Annotated in this window: 20 protein-coding genes and 1 other RNA gene; 10 read left to right on the plus strand and 11 right to left on the minus strand. The window is 64.9% G+C overall.

Going from position 1 to position 19,683, the window contains the following annotated elements:
• Positions 1 to 14: 14 nt before the first annotated feature.
• Genes nthA through ACQY4V_RS19790 form a run of 3 tightly spaced genes read right to left on the minus strand, consistent with a single transcriptional unit; the run spans position 15 to position 1,236 of the window.
• Positions 15 to 659 carry a nitrile hydratase subunit alpha gene (nthA, locus tag ACQY4V_RS19780; protein ID WP_428514693.1) on the minus strand — a complete coding sequence of 215 codons (645 nt, stop codon included), beginning with the start codon at positions 657 to 659 and terminating at the stop codon, positions 15 to 17.
• Positions 660 to 664: 5 nt separating this feature from the next.
• Entirely contained in the window at positions 665 to 937 is a 273-nt protein-coding gene (locus ACQY4V_RS19785; RefSeq protein WP_428514695.1) for an SH3-like domain-containing protein, read from the minus strand.
• Positions 934 to 1,236 (minus strand): ScnB-like protein, encoded by a 303-nt coding sequence (locus ACQY4V_RS19790; RefSeq protein ID WP_428517309.1) that lies wholly within the window; start codon positions 1,234 to 1,236, stop codon positions 934 to 936. The genes ACQY4V_RS19785 and ACQY4V_RS19790 overlap by 4 nt, the downstream gene beginning before the upstream one ends.
• Positions 1,237 to 1,711: 475 nt before the next feature.
• Between ACQY4V_RS19790 and ACQY4V_RS19795 the strand changes: the two genes are divergently transcribed.
• Positions 1,712 to 2,083 (plus strand): thermonuclease family protein, encoded by a 372-nt coding sequence (locus ACQY4V_RS19795; protein ID WP_428514697.1) that lies wholly within the window; start codon positions 1,712 to 1,714, stop codon positions 2,081 to 2,083.
• A gap of 80 nt (positions 2,084 to 2,163) precedes the next feature.
• On the opposite strand, the gene ACQY4V_RS19800 is transcribed toward ACQY4V_RS19795, so the two are convergent.
• Together ACQY4V_RS19800 and ACQY4V_RS19805 are read right to left on the minus strand one after the other, a co-directional pair.
• On the minus strand, positions 2,164 to 2,388 hold the full coding sequence (locus ACQY4V_RS19800; protein WP_152496641.1) for a hypothetical protein: 225 nt from the start codon (positions 2,386 to 2,388) through the stop codon (positions 2,164 to 2,166).
• Positions 2,389 to 2,455: 67 nt separating this feature from the next.
• The gene (locus ACQY4V_RS19805) at positions 2,456 to 2,869 is read right to left on the minus strand and encodes a hypothetical protein (protein ID WP_428514699.1); all 414 of its coding nucleotides are present in this window, start codon (positions 2,867 to 2,869) and stop codon (positions 2,456 to 2,458) included.
• Between the two features lie 71 nt (positions 2,870 to 2,940).
• On the opposite strand from ACQY4V_RS19805, the gene ACQY4V_RS19810 reads away from it, so the two are divergent.
• Complete coding sequence (locus ACQY4V_RS19810; protein ID WP_428514701.1) at positions 2,941 to 3,315, plus strand: hypothetical protein; 375 nt, start codon at positions 2,941 to 2,943, stop codon at positions 3,313 to 3,315.
• Between the two features lie 19 nt (positions 3,316 to 3,334).
• On the opposite strand, the gene ACQY4V_RS19815 is transcribed toward ACQY4V_RS19810, so the two are convergent.
• Complete coding sequence (locus ACQY4V_RS19815) at positions 3,335 to 5,101, minus strand: DNA polymerase III subunit gamma/tau (protein WP_428514703.1); 1,767 nt, start codon at positions 5,099 to 5,101, stop codon at positions 3,335 to 3,337.
• 76 nt (positions 5,102 to 5,177) lie between these two features.
• On the minus strand, positions 5,178 to 5,570 hold the full coding sequence (locus tag ACQY4V_RS19820) for a YidH family protein (RefSeq protein WP_428514705.1): 393 nt from the start codon (positions 5,568 to 5,570) through the stop codon (positions 5,178 to 5,180).
• A gap of 99 nt (positions 5,571 to 5,669) precedes the next feature.
• Here ACQY4V_RS19820 and ypfJ point away from each other — a divergent pair, with 99 nt between their 5' ends.
• The 3 genes from ypfJ (at position 5,670) to ACQY4V_RS19835 (ending at position 9,184) form a co-directional block, all read left to right on the plus strand.
• On the plus strand, positions 5,670 to 6,500 hold the full coding sequence (ypfJ, locus tag ACQY4V_RS19825) for a KPN_02809 family neutral zinc metallopeptidase (RefSeq protein WP_428514707.1): 831 nt from the start codon (positions 5,670 to 5,672) through the stop codon (positions 6,498 to 6,500).
• A gap of 13 nt (positions 6,501 to 6,513) precedes the next feature.
• Positions 6,514 to 6,996, plus strand: a complete 483-nt coding sequence (locus ACQY4V_RS19830; protein ID WP_428514709.1) for a protein-tyrosine phosphatase family protein — start codon at positions 6,514 to 6,516, stop codon at positions 6,994 to 6,996.
• Positions 6,997 to 7,447: 451 nt separating this feature from the next.
• On the plus strand, positions 7,448 to 9,184 hold the full coding sequence (locus ACQY4V_RS19835; protein WP_428514711.1) for a histidine kinase N-terminal 7TM domain-containing protein: 1,737 nt from the start codon (positions 7,448 to 7,450) through the stop codon (positions 9,182 to 9,184).
• 259 nt (positions 9,185 to 9,443) lie between these two features.
• Here the strand turns inward: ACQY4V_RS19835 and ffs are convergent.
• Positions 9,444 to 9,540: signal recognition particle sRNA small type (gene ffs, locus ACQY4V_RS19840), an RNA gene on the minus strand.
• Positions 9,541 to 9,550: 10 nt separating this feature from the next.
• Positions 9,551 to 11,524, minus strand: a complete 1,974-nt coding sequence (locus tag ACQY4V_RS19845) for a bifunctional 2',3'-cyclic-nucleotide 2'-phosphodiesterase/3'-nucleotidase (protein ID WP_428514713.1) — start codon at positions 11,522 to 11,524, stop codon at positions 9,551 to 9,553.
• A gap of 218 nt (positions 11,525 to 11,742) precedes the next feature.
• On the opposite strand from ACQY4V_RS19845, the gene nudC reads away from it, so the two are divergent.
• Positions 11,743 to 12,699: an NAD(+) diphosphatase gene (gene nudC / locus ACQY4V_RS19850; protein ID WP_428514715.1), complete on the plus strand. Its 957-nt coding sequence runs from the start codon at positions 11,743 to 11,745 to the stop codon at positions 12,697 to 12,699.
• 78 nt (positions 12,700 to 12,777) lie between these two features.
• The gene (locus ACQY4V_RS19855) at positions 12,778 to 13,245 is read left to right on the plus strand and encodes an SRPBCC family protein (RefSeq protein WP_428514717.1); all 468 of its coding nucleotides are present in this window, start codon (positions 12,778 to 12,780) and stop codon (positions 13,243 to 13,245) included.
• A 75-nt stretch (positions 13,246 to 13,320) separates the two neighbouring features.
• Here the strand turns inward: ACQY4V_RS19855 and ACQY4V_RS19860 are convergent, their stop codons facing one another.
• Together ACQY4V_RS19860 and ACQY4V_RS19865 are read right to left on the minus strand one after the other, a co-directional pair.
• Positions 13,321 to 13,794, minus strand: coding sequence for a hypothetical protein (locus ACQY4V_RS19860; protein WP_428514719.1), 474 nt, complete (start codon positions 13,792 to 13,794; stop codon positions 13,321 to 13,323).
• 331 nt (positions 13,795 to 14,125) lie between these two features.
• The gene (locus ACQY4V_RS19865) at positions 14,126 to 14,959 is read right to left on the minus strand and encodes a prephenate dehydratase (RefSeq protein WP_428514721.1); all 834 of its coding nucleotides are present in this window, start codon (positions 14,957 to 14,959) and stop codon (positions 14,126 to 14,128) included.
• A 152-nt stretch (positions 14,960 to 15,111) separates the two neighbouring features.
• On the opposite strand from ACQY4V_RS19865, the gene ACQY4V_RS19870 reads away from it, so the two are divergent.
• The 3 genes from ACQY4V_RS19870 to ACQY4V_RS19880 all read left to right on the plus strand — a co-directional run bounded on the left by ACQY4V_RS19870 (position 15,112) and on the right by ACQY4V_RS19880 (position 19,683).
• Complete coding sequence (locus ACQY4V_RS19870) at positions 15,112 to 16,374, plus strand: c-type cytochrome (protein ID WP_428514723.1); 1,263 nt, start codon at positions 15,112 to 15,114, stop codon at positions 16,372 to 16,374.
• A gap of 213 nt (positions 16,375 to 16,587) precedes the next feature.
• Entirely contained in the window at positions 16,588 to 18,534 is a 1,947-nt protein-coding gene (locus ACQY4V_RS19875; RefSeq protein ID WP_428514725.1) for an extracellular solute-binding protein, read from the plus strand.
• Positions 18,535 to 18,597: 63 nt separating this feature from the next.
• Positions 18,598 to 19,683, plus strand: a complete 1,086-nt coding sequence (locus tag ACQY4V_RS19880; RefSeq protein WP_222451312.1) for a microcin C ABC transporter permease YejB — start codon at positions 18,598 to 18,600, stop codon at positions 19,681 to 19,683.

Raw genomic sequence — 19,683 nt, forward strand, 5'->3', positions numbered from 1 at the left:
GGGGCGGGGCTGCCTCAAGTGTTTTCAGGCGCGAGGGGCAGGCCGGTGCCGATCATCGAGTCGCGGGTGACCAGCTTGGCCAGCGCGGCCTCGGTCATGCCGTCGGTGCCCGGGGGCCGGGCGGGCAGGACGATGTAGCGCATGTCGGCGGTGCTGTCGTGGACGCGGATGCGCGTGGTCTCGGACAGCTCTACGCCGAACTCGCGCAGGACCGCGCGGGGTTCGCGCACCGCGCGGGAGCGGTAGGCGCGGGTCTTGTACCAGTCGGGCGGCAGGCCCAGCAGGTTGCGCGGGTAGCACGAGCAGAGCGTGCAGACGATCATGTTGTGGGTGTCGGCGGTGTTCTCGACCGCGACCAGGTGCAGGGGGCCGATGTCGAAGCCCATCTCGCGGGTGGCGTCGCCGGCGTTGTCCATCAACCGCGCCTTGAAGTCCGGGTCGGTCCAGGCACAGGCGACCACGGCAGCGCCGTTGGCCGGCGAGCGGGCATCCATGGCGTCGATCTGGGTCGCGATCTCGGCCGGGGTGAGGTGGCCCTTTTCGATCAGAAGCTCGCGCACGGCGATTTCCATGCGCTGGAAATAGGTCAGGGGGGCGTCGTTGTCCTGTCGGTAGGGGTGGCCCGACGGCGAGAGGTGATCGTGGTGGTCGTGGGGCATGTGCGTCAGGCCTCTTCCAGCCAGTGGTCGTAGATCTCTGCGTCGACCGTGTCGGCGGGGTGTTCCGCCGCGTCGCCCCAAAGCTCGGCCATGGTGAAGCGGACGCGGTAGAGGGTCTTTTCCGGGGCGGGCAGGCCGTAGGCGAGCTGTTCGGGGTTCCTGAAGCTGCCGAGGACGCGCTCGACCTTGCCGGTCTTTCCGCGCAGGTAGGACGGCGCGCGGACATGGCCCGGCGGGGTCATGGATTTAACGCGGACCTTCGTGCCGGCGGGTGTCATGCCTGTGCCTCGCCATAGGTGGAGCCGCGGCGGGCGACCTCTTCCATGCGCTGGCCCAGTTCCTCGAGCGTGTAGGCGCCGGCCTCGATGAGGTTCTGGTTGGTGGCGGCGATCCAGCGGTCGTAATAGGAATATTTCTCGAACGCGTCTTCGCCCATGTCCTCGAGCGCGCGCCGGAGCCCGTCGACGGTGAAGAGGCCCTTGGCGCCGCAGAGGACCATGAGGGCGTCGACGCGTTTTTCCCACAGCGCGAAGTCGTGGCCTTCCATCGGGATGGGGCCGGCGGACTGGCCGCCCATGTCGTGCCAGCGGTGTTCGGGTGTGTCTGTCATGCGCCGAAGGGTAGGACGGCGGGGTGGGGTGTGTCCATGGGGATTGAGTGCTTTAGGCAACGGTGTCTTGAAATTCTCAGCGAAGCAATCGTGGCGCGTTGCCCGATCCATAGGCGCGTGTTCGAGTATGCCTGCGGGCGGTATGTGTTAAGGATACAACGCAGGCTTTCCGAAATTTTCTGACGATATTTTTTTAGGAATTTTCAGCTTGGAAATCATTGTCATCATAGTCTCAGTGTGTGTCCTTTTCGCTTTCGTGAAAAGAGGTCGGCCGCGCCGAACCATCACGAGAGTTAGCAAGCACAACACCGCAGTCTCCGAAAGCAAGTCCCACAAGGGCAGACGTGCGGAGTATCCTAGGTTTGAACCCAAGGGTGCGGCGCCGGTCAAAGCGCCAGTCACTCTGAAAGGGCGTGCATATATCATCGATGGTGACACTTTGGTGATCCAGAAAACCCAGGTGCGCCTCTTCGGGGTTGACGCGCCGGAACTAAACCACCCGTACGGGCAAAAAGCGAAGTGGGCCTTGGTTTCTCTTTGCAAGGGGCAGGTGATCACCGCGGAAGTCACTGAGAAGGATGTTCACGGCAGAACGGTTGCAAAGTGTTCTCTGCCCGATGGTCGGGATATTTCCGCAGAGATGGTCAAGATTGGAATGGCCATCGATTGGCCAAAATTTTCCGGGGGTAAGTACAAGTCAATGGAGCTGCCGGACGTGCGCAAAAAGCTGTGGCTAGCAGATGCCCGGCAAAACGGGCGTATGCACGTCTGGGAAAAATTCGAGGCGCAGGAGCGTTCACGTGGCAAAGGTTGAAGTCCCAGCACTTTGGCGCGTGCGCAGCATGCCCATCAACTAAGGCGCGTGGGTTTTCACCCACCCTGCGTAGCCGGCGATCAGGAGATGAAGCCGTCGCCGTTGCACAGCCCGCAGCGGGTTGTCTTGCGGCCGAAGCAGCCGTCGCAGCGGTCGTGGACGGGTTTGCCGAAGCGGTCCGTCCGCCGGTGCGTGGTGCCCTGGCCGAAGCAGACCTGGCAGGGTGCCTGGCCCGAGCCGGCGCAGCGGTGGCACCGGCGCAACTGCGCGTAGTCGCGAGAGGGTCTGTTGAATCCGACTGACATTTCATCACCTTTGCCCCGGCGCGGGAACGTAGCAGCTGTTTTGGGCGATAATGAGGCGCTGCGTGCGTCAGGAGCGGGGCGTGTCGTCCTTCGGTTTGCCGGTATAGAGCAGCAGGCCCACGCCCATGGCCATGACGATCGAGATGAAGAGCACTGGCGAGCCGATGCATCCCTCGGCAGTGGCGGCGATGCGTTGGCCGCCGGTGGTGTCGAAGAGAGTGAAGGCCGAGACCAGCAGGCTCCACCCGACGAAGACGGCGAGCGCGCCCCAGGCGCTGCGGAAGCGCAGGACGAGGGCGGAGGCGAGGAGCAGCGCCAGGGAGGCGGGCGAGCCGAAGAGCAGGATCGCTTCTTCCCACGCGGGCACGGGCGCGCCGTCCCAGTCGGGGCGGACGCGCGCGCAGACCTCCTGCGCGCGAGCGGGCACGGGCAGGGCGGCCAGCAGCGCGGCGCAGGTCGACAGGCATGTGTGGCGGCGCATCGGGCAAGACTTTCCTTGAGCGGGTCCGAAATGAGCGTATTACCGGAGAAGGTCAATTGGAAGGACGGGGCATGGTGCGAAACCTACTGTGGGCCGGCGTGATCGCGGTGCCGTGGCCCGCAGCGGCGGCGGTGACGGAATGCAGCCTGGCGCCGGCGGACGGGACCAGCCTGGTTTCGGGCGTCCTGCGCATCTATGCGCATGACGGTGCGGTCCATTCTGCCTTTCTTGAGACTCGGACGGAGTACGGGGACGATCTGCCGTACGTGTTCATCTGCGACGGCGCGTGCCGGATGGACATGGCCGGGGACGATTACGTCTACGCGCTGGAGGTCGGTCCGTCGCTTTCGGGGCCGGAACGCGTGTCGCTGGTCACACGGGCGCGGGCCGACGATTTTACCGCCTTGGATCGGTTCGCGGTCAGGGAGTGCGTCCGCCTGCCCTGAGGGGCGGGGGCGGCAGGGGTCAGTCCTCTTCGAAGGGGTCCCATTCCTCGTCCACCTCGGGCAGCGCGTCGGCCTGGGCCTCTGCGGCGATGTCCTCGGGCGTGCGGATGTCGTCGATGCGGGCCTCGGGGAAGGCGGCGAAGACGGCTTGCACCAGCGGGTGTTCGCGGGCCTCGGCCTCGAGCGCGTTGCGGGCGGCGTCCCGGACCTCGGCGATGGTTTTGGCGCCGCCATCGTTGACCACGGTGACGCCCCAGCGGTTGCCGGTCCAGGTTTGCAGGCGGGTGCCGAGACGTTGGGCAAGGTCCGTGGGGGCGGTATCCGTGGGGACGAACTCGATGCGGCCCGGCTGGTAGGCGGCGAGGCGCACGCAGGTCTCGACCTCGACCAGCAGTTTCACGTCGCGGTGGGCGCGGATGAGTTCGACCACGTGGTCGAAGGTTGGGTAGTGGGCCAAGGCGCTTTCGGCCTGGGTCGCGAGCGCGGTGACGCCGCCGCCATGTCCGCCGCCGGAGGGTTGCGTCGGGGCATATCCGCCGGACTGGCCGGACTGGGGCGCGGGCGCGCCGTGGGATGCGCCGTTGCCGCCGGAGGGCGGCGTGGGCGCGGGGCCGGACGGCGGGTTGTCGCGCAGGCGGCGCACGAGATCCTCGGGGGTGGGGAGGTCGGCGACGTGGGTGAGGCGGATGATCGCCATCTCGGCGGCCATCATGGAGTTGGGGGCGGCGGCGACTTCTTCCAGCGCTTTCAGAAGCATCTGCCACATGCGGGTCAGCACGCGCATCGGCAGCGCCTCGGCCATCTGGCCGCCGCGGGTGCGCTCGTCGGGGCCGATGGTGGGGTCCTCTGCGGCCTCGGGCGTGATCTTGACCACGCTGACCCAGTGGGTGATCTCGGCCAGATCCCGCAGGACCGCCATCGGGTCGGCGCCTTCGGCATACTGCGACGAAAGTTCGGTCAGGGCGCCGGCGGCGTCGCCCTTCATGATGAGATCGAAAAGGTCCATGACGCGGCCGCGGTCGGCGAGGCCCAGCATGGCGCGGACCTGTTCGGCGGTGGTCTCGCCCGCGCCGTGGGAGATGGCCTGGTCGAGCAGGGAGGTGGCATCGCGCGCCGAGCCTTCGGCGGCGCGGGTGATGAGCGCCAGCGCGTCCTCGGCGATCTGGGCGTTTTCGGCGGTGGCGATGCGGCGCAGGAGGTCGAGCATCACCTCGGGTTCGATCCGGCGCAGGTCGAAGCGCTGGCAGCGCGACAGGACCGTCACCGGGACCTTGCGGATCTCGGTGGTGGCGAAGATGAATTTCACATGCGCGGGGGGCTCCTCGAGCGTCTTCAAGAGCGCGTTGAACGCGCCCGTGGAGAGCATGTGGACCTCGTCGATGATGTAGACCTTGTAGCGGGCCGATGCGGCGCGGTAGTGCACGCTTTCGATGATTTCGCGGATGTTGCCGACGCCGGTATTCGAGGCCGCGTCCATTTCCAGCACGTCCACGTGCCGGCCTTCCATGATGGCCTTGCAATGCTCGCACTGGCCGCAGGGATCGGTGGTGGGGCCGCCATTGCCGTCGGGGCCGATGCAGTTCATGCCCTTGGCGATGATCCGGGCGGTGGTGGTTTTCCCGGTGCCGCGGATACCGGTCATGATGAAGGCCTGCGCGATGCGGTCGGCCTCGAACGCGTTCTTGAGCGTGCGCACCATCGCGTCCTGGCCGACGAGATCGGCAAAGGTCTCGGGGCGGTATTTCCGGGCCAGCACCTGATAGCCGCTGTCTTGGGTCTCGCTCATGCAATGCCTTTTGGGATTCGGGTTTTCGGGCAGAGTAGAGGCGGGACGCGCCGGGGTCCAGCAAGGGCTGAGGGGGTCAGAGGCTCCAGAGGATGGCGCCGACGGCGAGGGTGGCCAGCGTCATCAGGCACGCCAGCAGGGTGAAATTGCGCGTCGGCATGGGCGCGGCATCGTAGGTGTCCATGCTACTGATGGTCTTGCGGGCCTGGTTGCGGGCGGACCAGAAAACGATGATGGCGATGCCGAGGAAGACCGAGGCCACGGCCTTGGCGGCCCATGTGGGTTCGAAATCGCCGAAGACGGCCTTGAGGCCGATGGCGACGCCGACCGCGCCCAGACCGGTGCCCATCCAGCTGTTGAAGGTGCGCTCGTTGGCCAGGATTGTGCGGTCCGAGGCCCAGTCGGTGCGGTTCTCGGCCCACCTGGTTTTCTTGTCCTGCTCGCCGTGGTCGGCATCGTCCTGGGGCATGTGCGGCTCCGTCGGGATTTTCCGTTTGAAATTCAGTATATCCGAATGAACGAAAACCGGGCTATGTTGGTTGCGGTATATCGTCCTTGGGGGGACATCATGCGGTTGAAAGGGTTTCGGCGCAGCCGGAATGTGGAGGATCGGCGGGGCTTGGGCGGCGGCGGGCTGCGCCTTGGCGGTGTCGGGCTGCTGATCGTGCTGGCGATCGGGTATTTCACCGGGATCGACATTACGCCGCTTCTGGAGGGGGCGGGCGGCCAGCAGACGGCGCCGCGCGAGATCAGCGCCGAGGACGAGGCGGCGGCGGAATTCACGTCGCGCGTGCTGGCCACCACCGAGGAAGTCTGGACAGATGTGTTCGACACGCAGCTGGGCGAGGCCTATGTTCCGCCGGTGCTGGTGCTGTATTCGGGCGTGACGCAAAGCCCCTGCGGCGGGGCGTCGGGGGCGACGGGGCCGTTTTACTGTCCGGCGGATCGCAAGGCGTACCTGGATACCGAGTTCTTCGGCACGCTGTCGCGGGAACTGGGGGCCAGGGGAGATTTCGCCGCCGCCTATGTCATTGCCCACGAGGTGGCGCATCACGTCCAGAACGAGCTTGGCATCCTGCCGCAGGTTAACCGCGCGCGGCAACAGGCGAGCCAGGTCGAGGCCAACCGGCTGACCGTGCGGCTGGAATTGCAGGCCGATTGCCTGTCGGGGGTCTGGGCGCGGTCGGTCGAAGGGCTGCTGGAGCCCGGCGACATCGAGGAGGCGCTGAACGCGGCGCGGCGGATCGGCGACGACCACCTGCAAAAACGCGCAGGGCGGGTGCCGCAGCCGCATACCTTTACCCACGGCACGTCGGAGCAGCGGTCGCGCTGGTTCGCGACCGGCTATGAGAGCGGTGCAGTGCGGTCCTGTGACACTTTCGCGGCGGATCGCCTCTGAGGGGCGCGGGCGTATGTCGGATTTCGTCATCTACGCGCTGCCGGTGGCCGAGGGGATCCTCGGCATCGCGCCGATGCCGGGACGGGGCGGCCACCGGCAGGACGACCTGCAGCACCTCGCGGACTGGAAGCCGGCGCTGGTCGTGTCGATGACGACGGTATCCGAGCAGGTCACGCACGGGCTGGCCGACATGGGCGCCGAGATCCAGGACAAGGGCACGCGGTGGATCCACCTGCCGGTGGAGGATATGGGCGTGCCGGCACAGGAGCGGATCGAGGAATGGCATACGGCCAGCAAGACCGCGCTTGCGGCGCTGCAAGGCGGCGGGCGCGTGCTGATCCACTGTTTCGGCGGATGCGGGCGGTCGGGCATGGCGGCCCTGCGCCTGATGGTCGAGGCGGGCGAAGATGCCGAGGCCGCGTTGGCGCGGCTGCGCTCGGTGCGGCCCTGCGCGGTGGAGACCGAAGAGCAGTTGCAATGGGCGCGCGCGGGCTGAGGCGCGGGCTAATTTTTCGTGAAAAAGATTTGGGGCGGAAAATTCCGAATTTTCCGGGTCAGAATTTTCGGAAAATTCTGGTGGCGGTGAACGGTTGGGGCGCGGGGCTGGTCTGTGCGGGCTTACGGGGATGCGGTGCATCGCCTTTCACTCGGACGCGATATGCAAGGCGTCCCAAGGGGCGCTGTATCGTCTCTTCAGGCCGTGTGGACACTGCATGTGCGCTTGAACGCTATTGTCCGGGCGCCACATCCCTTGCATTTTTCCCCAAAGGCTTGAAGAAGTCGTAGCGTGGCCAGCGACATTTTTGACCCACTCCATCGGGGTTGAGGCAAAAGGTCACCATGACGCCGTATTCTAAGCAAATTCGAGTGTCTTTGTAGCAAAATATTTTGCAGTTGGGGGATCCATGTCTTGCTTTGAAGGAGCATTCTCTAGCCCGGTATTTCTGGTGGCCGTGGCGGTGATCGCACTTGCTGCCTTCACCATGATCTGGACCCTGAAATCGCAGGAATTCAACGGGAAGCGTTTCTACGCGCTCACCTTCATCGGTGTCATGTGGACTCTTCTCTGCGTTGGTCTCGAGGCTGCGTCAGCGACGTATGCCTGCAATATGCAATGGGCGACGCTCGCGTGGCTGGGGCACGGATTGGTGACGACCTCGTGGTGTTACTTTGTCTTCAATTACGTCGGAAGCGCCGATTGGGTCCGCACGCGTCGTGCAACTGCGCTTATGCTTGGCGTTACGCTGGGGATATTTGCCCTGGTCGCCACAAATTCGTGGCACCAGCTCGTCTATACCGGGGACACGATGCTTCCGGTCGACAGCGAGCAGATCGAATATGTTCACGGGCCGGGCTTCTACGCGAACATCGCCGTGCTCTATACCTTCGTCATGGCCACCTTCGTTTGCCTGGTCAGGGGGTTTGTCCGGGCCAAGCGCAGCGCCTGGCCGATGCTGAGCATGCTGACCGCCATCACCTTGTCCCCGCTGGTGGTGAACGCCGCCTATGTCGGTCTGGACTTCACCTTCTTCGGTCTCGATCCCACTGCCTTCATGTTCTCGCTGGGCGTTCTGGCGTTCTCTTGGATGCTGGTGGTGAGCAAAACCATGGACATGGCCGCGGTCGGCCAGTCGGTCCTTTTCGACACGAGCAGCGAACCGGTCGTCCTGATCGACCGCAAGCGAAACATCGTGCTGACGAATGCCGCGGCCCGCAAGCGCGGGCTGGGCAATGACAACACTCAAGTGCTGCGCGACCTTTTCGCGGGGCATGATGACCTGGCCACGGCCGCCGATGGCTCGCACCTGCACATTGGCCGCCGCGCTTACGAACCCCGGATACAGAAGGTCCGTAACCCCCTGAACCCATCCGCCGAAATCCTGGGATGGAGCGTGACCCTTGTAGATGTCACCGACCGCATGGCGATAAACGCCTCGTTGCAGGAGGCCCTGAGTGCCGCCGACGTCGCCAATCGTGCCAAGGACGAGTTCGTCTCTGTGGTCAGCCACGAGATGCGCACGCCGCTGACGTCTCTGAAAGGCGGCCTTGCGCTCGCCCTTAGCGGTCGTGTAGGCGAGATGAGCGACCAGATGCGCGCTCTGCTGGAAATTTCCCACCGCAACGGTATTCGTCTCTCGCGCCTGATCGACCAGATTCTCCTGGCGCAGAAGATGGATATCGGAGCGCTTCAGCTTGACGAAGACGCTGTCGATCTCGACAGACTGCTCGCGGATAGCATAGAGGAAAACCGCATCTTCGCCTCGGAGCGCAAGATAACGCTCGTGAAGAAGTCCACCGTTTCGCACGCGTTGGTCCAGGGCGATGCCTTCGCCATTCGCCAGATCATCGACAACCTTCTGTCCAACGCCATCAAGTTCTCGCCCGAGAACGGCACCGTGGAAGGCACGGTGCATATCACCAATGGCAAGCTGCGCCTGTCGATCAAGGATGCCGGCCACGGCATCCCCGAGGGGATGGAAGATCGCGTTTTCGGGCGCTTCGGACAGGTCGCCAACCAGAGCCAGCATTCGACGCAAGGCTCGGGGCTGGGCTTGCACATTTCCAAACGGCTGGCCTGTCAGATGCAAGGCGACCTGACCTATGACAGCACCCTGGGCGTCGGCACGAATTTTCATCTGGAGTTTGCCGCGATGGAACAGAATGAAGATCGATTGGCCGGCTAAAGTGTTTCGCGATAAACCTGAAGCACAGCTTATCGCGAAATGCAGCACATCGGGCAATCGTTGCGCGCGTTTCGCCTTTCGCCGATGGCTCAGGTAAAAGACGAAACGCTTTAGGCCAATGAACGGACGGCTGTTTCTCAAGCGAAAAATGCCGGGGGCGGTGAACGGTTGGGGCGCAGGGCTGGTCTGGCTGGGCCGTTCGGGGATGCGGTGCATCCCCTTTCGGCCGTCGTAAACCGGACTGCGGCCGGTTTACTTGGGTGAGAGGCTGGACAACGACCCAAGCGGGGCTCGTTACGGCTGCTTCCTTCCGGACCTGACCGGGTTGGCGAGGCGCCTGCCCGCGCCAACCTCTCGAGGGGGTATCTAGGATGTCGCGGCGGGATTCGCAAGGTGTGCAAGGGCAGTCATCGGAAAAGCGAGCTGCACGAAGCCCTTTCCGCAGAGCCCGAGATCCTGCGCCGACAGGGCCGCGATCTCTTCGGGGTGGGCCCGGATGCCCGGTCCGGTCGCGAGGAGCACGGTCGCATCGCGGGGACCGTCGAGCCACCAGCCATAGGCCGGTGCCTCGGGGTCCCGCACGCTGGTGTCACGCAAACGGTCGACAAGGTAGTCGCGCACCTTGCGCCGCGTCTCATGGATGATGCGATCCGTGCCGGCCTTGGGGAAGGGGCCGCCGCCGAAGGCCCGGAAATTGTTCGTCGCCATGGCGAAGACGGCATCGGGGTCGACGGTGGTGTCGTGGTGGCGCAGGTCGCGGATGCGCGTGGCCTCGGGGTTCAGCAGCCGGCCCATCGGGTCGTAGCGCGGCGGCTGCGACAGGTCTATCCGGTAGGTCAGTTCCGACACCGTATCCAGGCTGTGGCCGGCAAAGGCGGGGTTCCAGAGCGGTTGCGGCCTGTCGCCAAGGTCGGGGTGAACCTGCTGGAAACAGGACGCGGCGCGTTCGAGCCAGTCCGCGACCTCGGCCCCGGTCAGCCGCAGTCCGACCAGCGTGTTGGGAAACGGATAGAGCTCTGCCGCGTGGCCCAGTGTCAGCGGCCCGGGCGGAATGTCGATGAAATGATCGGGGCCGCCATGCCCGCCGGTCTTGAAGCAGGCCGAGGTCGCCAGCACCGGCAGATGCGCGTGGGGCGTGTCCGCCAGGGCGGCCCGAAGCGCCGCTGCCTTGGCGTCGAGCACGGGGCGGAGCGTGTCGCCGGGACGCAGGATCGACAGGTAGCTGCGCAGCGGCCGGGTCGTGTGCCCGATCGGGCGGGCCGCGTGGGTCAGCGCGGCCCGGTGGGCGGCGCGCAGACGATCCACGAGCCCGGTCTCTGGGGGCACGGGCGCGGCGTGAAAACCGGGCCGGACGGGGCGCGCGCGGCTGTGGGCCGCACCGACATGCCAGCGGCCGCCGTCTCGCGCCACGAGGCAGAGGTCGATCACGCCCAGATGCGAGCCGCGAAAGCCCGCCATCACCGCGGGCACGCCGGCAAAGGTGCCCGCCTGATGATCGACGCCCGTCGTCGCCGTGTCTGCGGACGGGTCGGGGAAGACCTGATGGCTGTGCCCGCACAGAAGCGCGTCGATGCCGGGCACGGTGGCAAGTGCGAGGGCGGCGTGTTCCTGGTCGGCCTGCGCCTCTTCGGGGCGGCGCACGGCGGGGCCGATGCCGGAATGCACCAGCGCCACCACGATGTCGGCCCCCGCCGCGCGCAGTCGGGGCACTTCGGACATCGCCGTCTCGACGATGCCGCGCGTGACGAGCCGGTCCTGCAGGTGCACGTGGTCCCAGGTGGTGACCTGGGGCGGCAGAAGGCCCAGAACCCCGAGCCGCAGCGGGTGCGTCCGACCGGCGGAGTCGCGGATCTCGCGCCGCAGCAGCACCGAGGGCGGACGCAGCGGCGCCTCGTCCGGGCCCGACAGCCGGGCATTGGCGCACAGCACCGGAAAGCGCGCGTCCTTCAGCGTGCTCATCAGCCAGTCGAGCCCGAAGTTGAACTCGTGATTGCCAAGCGCGGCGGCGTCGTAGCCCATGTGGTTCATCGCGTCGATGACCGGGTGCGGGCCGGTCCACCCGCTGTCCGGGGCGGCCACGATATCGCTGAGCACCGAGCCTTGCAGGAAGTCGCCATTGTCGAACAGCAGGGAGTTGTGCGCCTCGTTCCGTGCGCGGGCGATCAGCGTCGCGGTGCGGGCGAGGCCATAGCCGGGCGTGTCGGTGTCGCGGGTGTAGTCGTAGGGCATGAGATGGCCATGCACATCGGTCGTCTCGAGCAGGCGGAGCCAGACATGCGGGTGGTTCGGGTCCCTGGCCGACGCTGGGGTCTCGTGCGGCCAGATCAGGTCGGAGGGCATTGCGGAACGTGTCTCTTCATACTTGTCAAAACCGTTAAAGTACCAGATTGGCACAGTGGGGTGGCGTCGGGCAATCGCCTTTTGGTTGATGTCACTTATTTAGGATCGCCTTCAGATTGGGCTCTCCCAAGCGCCCGGCAAGATCGGCGCCCCCTGTGAACGGCGTCGCTTGCCGTTCGCGGGGGGCTGTGGCAGGTCTGCAGCCGAAGGAGACAGGGATGCGCCATGCTGAAACAGTGACCTTCGGCGGGTCGGCTCTGGACCGGGCCGCCGAGCTGCGGGACAAGCCCGAGGAGATTGCCGCGGCCGCGCGCGATGTGGTGCTGCTGTGGCGCGGCAAGCCGCTGGTCGAGGGGCCGGGGCTGGACCGGCTGGTGAGGCTGCCGGTGGATCACCCGGTGCTGTCGCTGGCCGACCCCGAGGCGGTGTTGCTGGGACGGCAGAAAGACGGGCGGCTGATCGAGGCGCGGGAACTGGTCGACTGGGAGCCCGAGGACGTGGACCCCGATCAGATGAACAGTTTCGTGGACGTCAGCGAGCAACGCCATCCGCTGATGCGCGAGACGGAGGTCTTTGCCGAGTTGCGGCGGGTGATGACCCGGCTGAGCCCGCGTGACGCGGAATTGGCGGCCACGGCCAAGGGTGTGCTGCACTGGCATGTCAGTCACCGTTTCTGCGCCCGGTGCGGCGCGCGGAGCGAACTGGCGCAGGCCGGGTGGCAGCGGGTGTGCCCGTCCTGCGGCGCGCATCATTTTCCACGCACCGATCCGGTGGTGATCATGCTGATTACCCATGGCAACAGCGTGCTGATGGGCCGCTCGCCGCACTGGCCGGCGGGCATGTATTCCCTGCTGGCGGGCTTTGTCGAGCCGGGGGAGACCATCGAGGCCGCCGTGAGACGCGAAGTCCGGGAAGAGGCGGGCGTGCGCGTCGGCGCGGTCGAGTACCTGGCGAGCCAGCCATGGGCCTTTCCGGCGTCGCTGATGTTCGGGTGCCGTGGCGTGGCGCTGAGCCGCGAGATCACCATCGACCCGGTCGAGATCGAGGATGCGATGTGGATCAGCCGAGAAGAGATGATGCAGGCCTTCGCCGGATCGCACCCTGTCCTCAGCCCGGCGCGAAAAGGAGCGATTGCTCAATTTTTGCTGCGCAACTGGCTGGCGGATACGCTATAGTCCGGACGAGCCGGAACACTGAAGTTATCCAGCCGGGCGAGAAAGACCCGGATGCAGAAGACGAAAAGAGGCGCAGAGATGAAATTCGTGGCCCACGAGGATGTAGAAGCCCCGATCGAGTTCGTGTTCGATCAGGTCAGCGATTTTGCCGCGATCGAGCGATCGGTCCTGCGGCGCGGTGCCGAGGTGCAGCGGGTCGACGATTTGGAGGAGACGCGGCCCGGCATGAAATGGGATGCGGCCTTTGACCTGCGCGGAAAACGGCGCGAGATACAGCTGGAGCTGACCGAGCTGGACCGGCCCAACGGCATGGTCATTGCGTCGCGCTCGCCAAACATGGGCGGGCAGATGGTGCTGGACCTGGTTGCGCTGTCGCGCTCGCGCACGCGGATCAATGTCGAGATCGACATGACCCCCAAGACGCTGGCGGCCAAGCTGCTGGTTCAGTCGATGAAGCTGGCGAAAGGCAACTTGACGAAGCGGTTCCGCCAGCGTGTCGCGGGCTATGCCAAGGACCTTGAAGACCGGTACAAGGACGTGGCCTGAGGACGGTGGCGGGCCGAACGCAAAACGGGCCGCCGAGGTTGGCGACCCGTTTTCCCGTTTCAGGCAGGGCCGATATCAGCCCAGCTGATTGTCTTTCTCCTGATCGAAGTAAGGCGCGCCATAGCCGTAGGCCAGGCCCAGCTGGTTGTCTTTCTCTTCGTCCTGGAAGGGAGCGCCGAAGCCGAAGCCCAGCTGGTTATCCTTGTCTTCGTTCACGAAGGGAGCGCCATACTTGCTGTCGGCAACGAGATGCACGTCCGATGCCGCGTCGGCGCCATAGCCGCGCTGGTCATCCTTCTCCTGGTTGACGAAAGGGGCGCCGAAGTTTGCTGCGAGGCCCAGCTGGTTGTCTTTCTCTTCGTCCTGGAAGGGCGCGCCGAAGCCGAAGCCCAACTGATTGTCCTTCTCTTCATCGAAATACGGAGCGCCGTTGGTCAGAACGCTGCTGTTGAGCGGCGTGCTGTGCTGGCCCAGGACGTTGACGACCTGAAGGGCGGCGGCGGGGGTGGCGAGAGCTGCGATGACCGCGACTGTACTGATGATACGCACGATGTGTTCCTTTCTTTGTTTGTGTCTGGGCGGCGCGGTCTGTCCGCGTCGTCTGAAAGCAAGATGGACACACGCAGGGCACCAGCACAGTGGGCCTCCGCTTCTCGTTACTGGCGCTTCACGTGAATGCACAGAAGTGTGAGGAAAACTGTCGTGTTGCTCTCGGCCCGCGTGCTCTGCGCACGCGAAACTTTTAAAGTAACTGTAAAACAAGAAAATTATTGTAACATTTGAACTGTGCGCAGGCGCACGAAATTGGTGCGGTTTTGGGTGTGACGGTACGTTTGTAACATTTCAGGTGCCGACGCGCGGCTCGGCCGGTCGTTCCCGCTCAGTGGCGGCGCGGGTCGGCGGGATAAACGCCCAGAAGCGTGACGTCCGAGGTGAAGTAATCCAGCTCTTCCAGCGCGAGCTTGACGCCGGGATCCTCGGGGTGGCCTTCGATATCGGCATAGAACTGGGTTGCGGTGAAGGAGCCGCCGACCATGTAGCTTTCCAGCTTGGTCATGTTGATACCGTTCGTGGCGAAACCGCCCATCGCCTTGTAGAGCGCCGCGGGAATGTTGCGGACCTGGAACACGAAGGTGGTCATCATGCCGTCGTCGCCGCGATAGGAATAGTCGGGCTCGCGCGACATGACGAGGAAGCGGGTGGAATTGTTGCTCTCGTCCTCGATCTCGCGGGCGAGGACGTCGAGGCCGTAGATCTCTCCGGCGAGTTCGGAGGCGAGCGCGGCCATATCGGGCTCGCCGGCCTGGGCGACCTCGCGCGCAGAGCCGGCGGTATCGGCGCCGGTGACGCGCTGGATGTCGTGCTGTGCCAGGAACTGGCGGCACTGGCCCAGGAGCATCGTGTGGCTTTTGGCGCGCTTGACCTGTTCCAGCGGCACGCCGGGCAGCGCCAGAAGGTTGATGTGCACGCGCACGAAGGCCTCGGCGATGATGTGCAGGCCGGACTCCGGCAGAAGGTGGTGAATGTCGGCGACCCGCCCGAAAGTCGAGTTTTCCACGGGCAGCATGGCCAGATCCGCCTCGCCCGAGCGGACGGCCTCGATCGCGTCCTCGAAGGTGCGGCAGGGCAGGGCATCCATGTCCGGATAGGTGTCGCGGCAGGCCTGGTGGGAGTAGGCGCCGGGCTCTCCCTGAAAGGCGATGCGTTTGGTCATCTGCTTGGTTCTTCGCCTGTTTTTTACTGTTTCCCGCTTTATTCGACGAAAGTCGGGCGTTTGGTCGCGGAAACTACACCTTGCACCGCCCGAGGGGAAGCGGATAGATACCGCGCGAGAGATTCAGATGGAAGCGGGCTATGTTTGACACAATGACCTTCACAAAGATCATGGGCGGCCTTTGCGGCACGTTCCTGGTCTTTCTTCTTGGCAAGTGGGCTGCGGAAGAGATCTATCACGTTGGCGGCGGCCACGGCGACGAGCATGAGGCGGCCTACGTCATCGAGGTGGACGAAGGCGAAGGCGACGGCGGCGGGGAAGAAGAGGAAGCGGTGACGCTGGCCTCGCTTTACTCCGAAGCGGACGTGGGCGCGGGTGAGCGCGTGTTCGGCAAATGCAAGGCCTGCCACCAGGCGGAAGAGGGCGCCAACGGCGTCGGTCCGTATCTTTACGGTGTGGTCGGACGTGACGTCGACGCGGTCGACGGCTTCAGCTATTCCGGCGCGCTGGAAGAGGCGGCGGACGTCTGGACGCCCGAGAACCTGTTCGCGTTCCTGGAGGACCCGAAAGGCTATGCGCCGGGCACGACGATGGGTTTCAACGGCCTGCCCAAGCCGGAAGACCGCGCCAACGTCATCGCCTTTCTTGACCAGACGGATGGCGACATGACCGAGGTTGCGGCCGAGGAAGGCGCGTCGGAAGAGAGCGCATCCTCCGAGGAAGGCACCGAGGAAGAGGCCACCGAGGAGGCGTCTGCCGAAGAGGGTTCGGAAGAGCAAGCCGCGGAAGAGGCCTCTGCCGAGGAAGGTTCCGAAGAGCAGGCGACCGAGGAGGCATCTGCCGAGGAAGGCTCAGAAGAAGAAGTGACCGAAGAGGCGTCGGCCGAAGAAGGCTCTGAAGAGGAGGCTACCGAGGAAGCGTCTGCAGAGGAAGGTTCCGAAGAGCAAGCGACCGAGGAAGCGTCGGCCGAAGAAGGTTCGGAAGAGGAAGCCACCGAGCAAGCCGCAGCCGAAGAAGGCTCTGACGAGGGCGGCTCGGAAGAGCAGGCCGCCGAGGAAAGCTCGGGCGGCGACGGTGGCGGCTCGGAGTTCGAGCAACTCGTCGCGGCGGCGGACGCGGCCGATGGCGAGAAGGCGTTCCGCAAGTGCGCCGCCTGTCACAAGGCCGAGGAAGAAGCCAATGGCGTCGGTCCGCACCTTGTGGGTGTGGTGGGCCGCGACCAGGCGTCGGTCGAAGGGTTCAACTATTCCGACGCGCTGGCCGGTCTGGGCGGGCAATGGACGCCCGACGAGCTGAATGCGTGGCTGGAAGACCCCAAGGGCTATGCGCCGGGCAACAAGATGGCCTATCGCGGCGTGCGCAAGGAAGAAGAGCGCGCGGCGCTGGTCAAGTACCTGGAGAGCACCGGCAACTGAGCCGGGTGCACATGGATTGCGAAGGCCGCCGTTCCTGCCCGGAGCGGCGGCCTTTTTGTTGGGCGGTCCCCGGCGTCGCGTCGGCAAGCCGTCGCCCTGTCGGAAGTTTGATCGGGAATCCCGCTTTCGGCGCTTGAAACCCGTTTCAAACCTCCTTTAGCTTGCCTTGCAATGAGACTGACCCCAAATGAGGCAGGTCAAGAGGAGAGACACATGACCCGACGCCAGAGCCGGGCCACGCCCCGGGCCATCGCCGTTTCCCGCACCCGTTTCCTGACCGCCGCGCTGACCGGGCTTTGCATCGCGGCGCTGGCCGCGACCACCGCGCTGGCGCAGGACGAGGCCGCGGACGAGACCATCATCAAGAGCCACGGTTATTCGTATTTCGGAGAGCTGAAATACCCCGAGGATTACGAGCATTTCAGCTATGTGAACCCGGATGCGCCCAAGGGCGGCGAGATTTCCATCGCGCTGGCGGGCAGTTTCGACTCGATGAACCCCTATACGCGGAATGGCCGCGCCTCGGCCCTGTCGACGATCGGGTACGAGAGCCTGCTGGGCCAGGTGCTGGCCGGATCGGGCAGCCTGCCGGGCGACGACATGAACGGGTTGTACGGTCTGGTGGCGCACACGGTCGAATACCCCGAGGACAAGTCCTGGGTGATCTTTCACATGCGGCCCGAAGCGACCTTTTCCGACGGCACGCCGGTCACCGCCGAGGACGTGGCGTTTTCGCACAACCTGCTGCTGGACCAGGGGCTGAAAAGCTATGCCGAGGCGGTGCGCAAGCGCATTCCGAAGGTCGAGGTGCTGGACGAGCACACGGTGAAATTCTACTTCGCGGACGGCATCTCGCGCCGCAGCCTGATCGACCAGGTGGGCACGGTGCCGATCTGGTCGAAGGCCTGGTACGAAGAAACCGGCGCGCGGCTGGACGAGCCGCGGTTGGACATCTCGCCGGGCTCCGGCCCGTACGTGATCGACGAGGTGGTGCCAAACCGGCGCGTGGTGATCAAGCGCAACCCCGATTACTGGGGCTGGGACCTGCCGATCAACAAGGGCCGGCACAATTTCGATACGATCCGGCTGGAATACTTTGCTGATGCCACCGCCGCCTTCGAGGCGTTCAAGGCGGGCGAGGTGACCTATCGCACCGAGGCCGACCCCAAGCAGTGGGCCAGCGCCTATGATTTTCCGGCGGCCAACAAGGGCTGGGTGAAGCTGGAGGCGATCCCGGACGGGTCGCCGCCGCAGATGACGGGTATCGTGTTCAACACCCGGCGCGACGTGCTGAAGGACAAGCGCGTGCGGCAGGCGGTGGCGCTGATGTTCAACTTCGAGTGGACAAACGAGTCGCTGTTTGCCGGGTTCTACGAGCAGCAGCGATCCTTTTCCACGGGCACGCCACTGGAAGCCACGGGCGTGCCTGAGGGGGACGAGCTGGAATTCCTCAATTCGCTGGGCGACGCGGTTCCCGAGGAGGTCAAGACGACCGAGCCGTGGGTGCCGCATGAGAGCGATCCCGCGCGGCTGACCTCTCGCAAGAACAAGCGGCAGGCGCTGCGGCTGATGCAGGAGGCGGGCTATACCGTGGGCGATAACGGCCGGATGCGGAACGAGGACGGTAAGGTTCTGCGGCTGGATTTCCTGCTGAATGCGTCGGGGCAGCCCACGGAAAAGGCCGTGGCGGAGAACTTCGTTTCCAACCTGCAGGATCTGGGCATCGATGCGCGGGTCGAGGCCGTGGACAGCGCGCAATTCACCAAGCGCGAGCGCGATCACGACTATGATCTGGTGTTCGACGGCTATCCGGCGCTGATGGGCACGGGCACGGGCCTGGCGCAGCGGTTCGGGAGCGAGGCCGCCGATGACCTTTTCAACCCTGCCGGGCTGCGCAGCGAGATGGTGGACCGGATCATCGAGGAATCGCTGATGACCGAGAGCCAGGAGGAAGAGGACATGACGATCCGTGCGCTGGACCGGGCGCTGCGGCACGAATTCGTGGTGATCCCCGACGGCTATGCGCCCGATCACTGGGTCGCCTACTGGGACCAGTATGCGCATCCCGAGGAAATTCCGCCCTACCTGCTGGGAACGCTGGACTTCTGGTGGTACGACGCCGAGAAGGCCCAAAAGCTGAGAGAGGCGGGCGCGCTTTGACGATCTGGCAGGTTCTGGAAGACGGGGCGCTGACGCGCGCCGCGCGGGCATAGGGGGCCACGGGTGGGCGCCTATATCGTAAGACGGCTGTTGCTGATCATTCCGACGCTGATCGGGATCATGATCATCAACTTCGCGCTGGTGCAGTTCCTGCCCGGCGGCCCGGTGGAGCAGGCGATTGCCGACATCCAGGGCCAGGGCGACGTGTTCGGCGGCTTTGCGGGCGGCGAGCAGGATGGGGCGGTGACCGGCAACGAGGGCGACAGCGGATACATCGGCTCGCAGGGCCTGCCGCCGGAGTTCATTGCCGAGCTTGAGGCGCAGTTCGGGCTGGACAAGCCGCCGCTGGAACGGTTCCTGACCATGCTGGGGAATTACGCGACCTTCGATTTCGGAGAGAGCTATTTCCGCAAGATCGACGTGATGGACCTGGTTCTGGAGAAGATGCCGGTCAGTATCACGCTGGGGATCTGGACGATGCTGCTGAGTTACCTCGTGTCGATCCCGCTGGGCATCCGCAAGGCGGTAAAGGACGGCAGCAGTTTCGATACCTGGACGAGCGGGATCATCATCGCGGCCTATGCCATTCCGGCGTTCCTGTTCGGGATCATGCTGCTGGTGCTATTCGCGGGCGGCAGTTACTGGCAGATATTCCCGCTGCGGGGCCTGACCTCGGACGGGTGGGAGGAGCTGAGCGTCATCGGCAAGGTGCTGGATTACCTGTGGCACATCGTGCTGCCGGTCACCGCGCTGAGTATCGGCGGGTTCGCCACCCTGACGATCCTGACCAAGAATTCGTTCCTGGACGAGATCAAGAAGCAATACGTGATGACCGCGCGGGCCAAGGGCCTGACCGAGCGCAGGGTGCTTTACGGGCACGTTTTCCGCAACGGGATGCTGATCGTGATCGCGGGCTTTCCCGGCGTGTTCGTCAGCGTCTTTTTCACCGGCAGCCTGCTGATCGAGACGATCTTTTCGTTGGATGGTCTGGGGCGGCTGTTCTTCGAGGCCGCCATCGGGCGCGATTACCCGGTGATGTTTGCCACGCTTTACCTCACCACGCTGATCGGGCTGGTCGTGGCGCTGATCGGGGACCTGACCTATGTGCTGATCGACCCGCGTATCGACTTCGAGAAGAGGTCGGGCTGA

Origin of the sequence: Roseovarius sp. (genome assembly GCF_965277045.1) — a bacterium.
Lineage (GTDB): Bacteria > Pseudomonadota > Alphaproteobacteria > Rhodobacterales > Rhodobacteraceae > Roseovarius.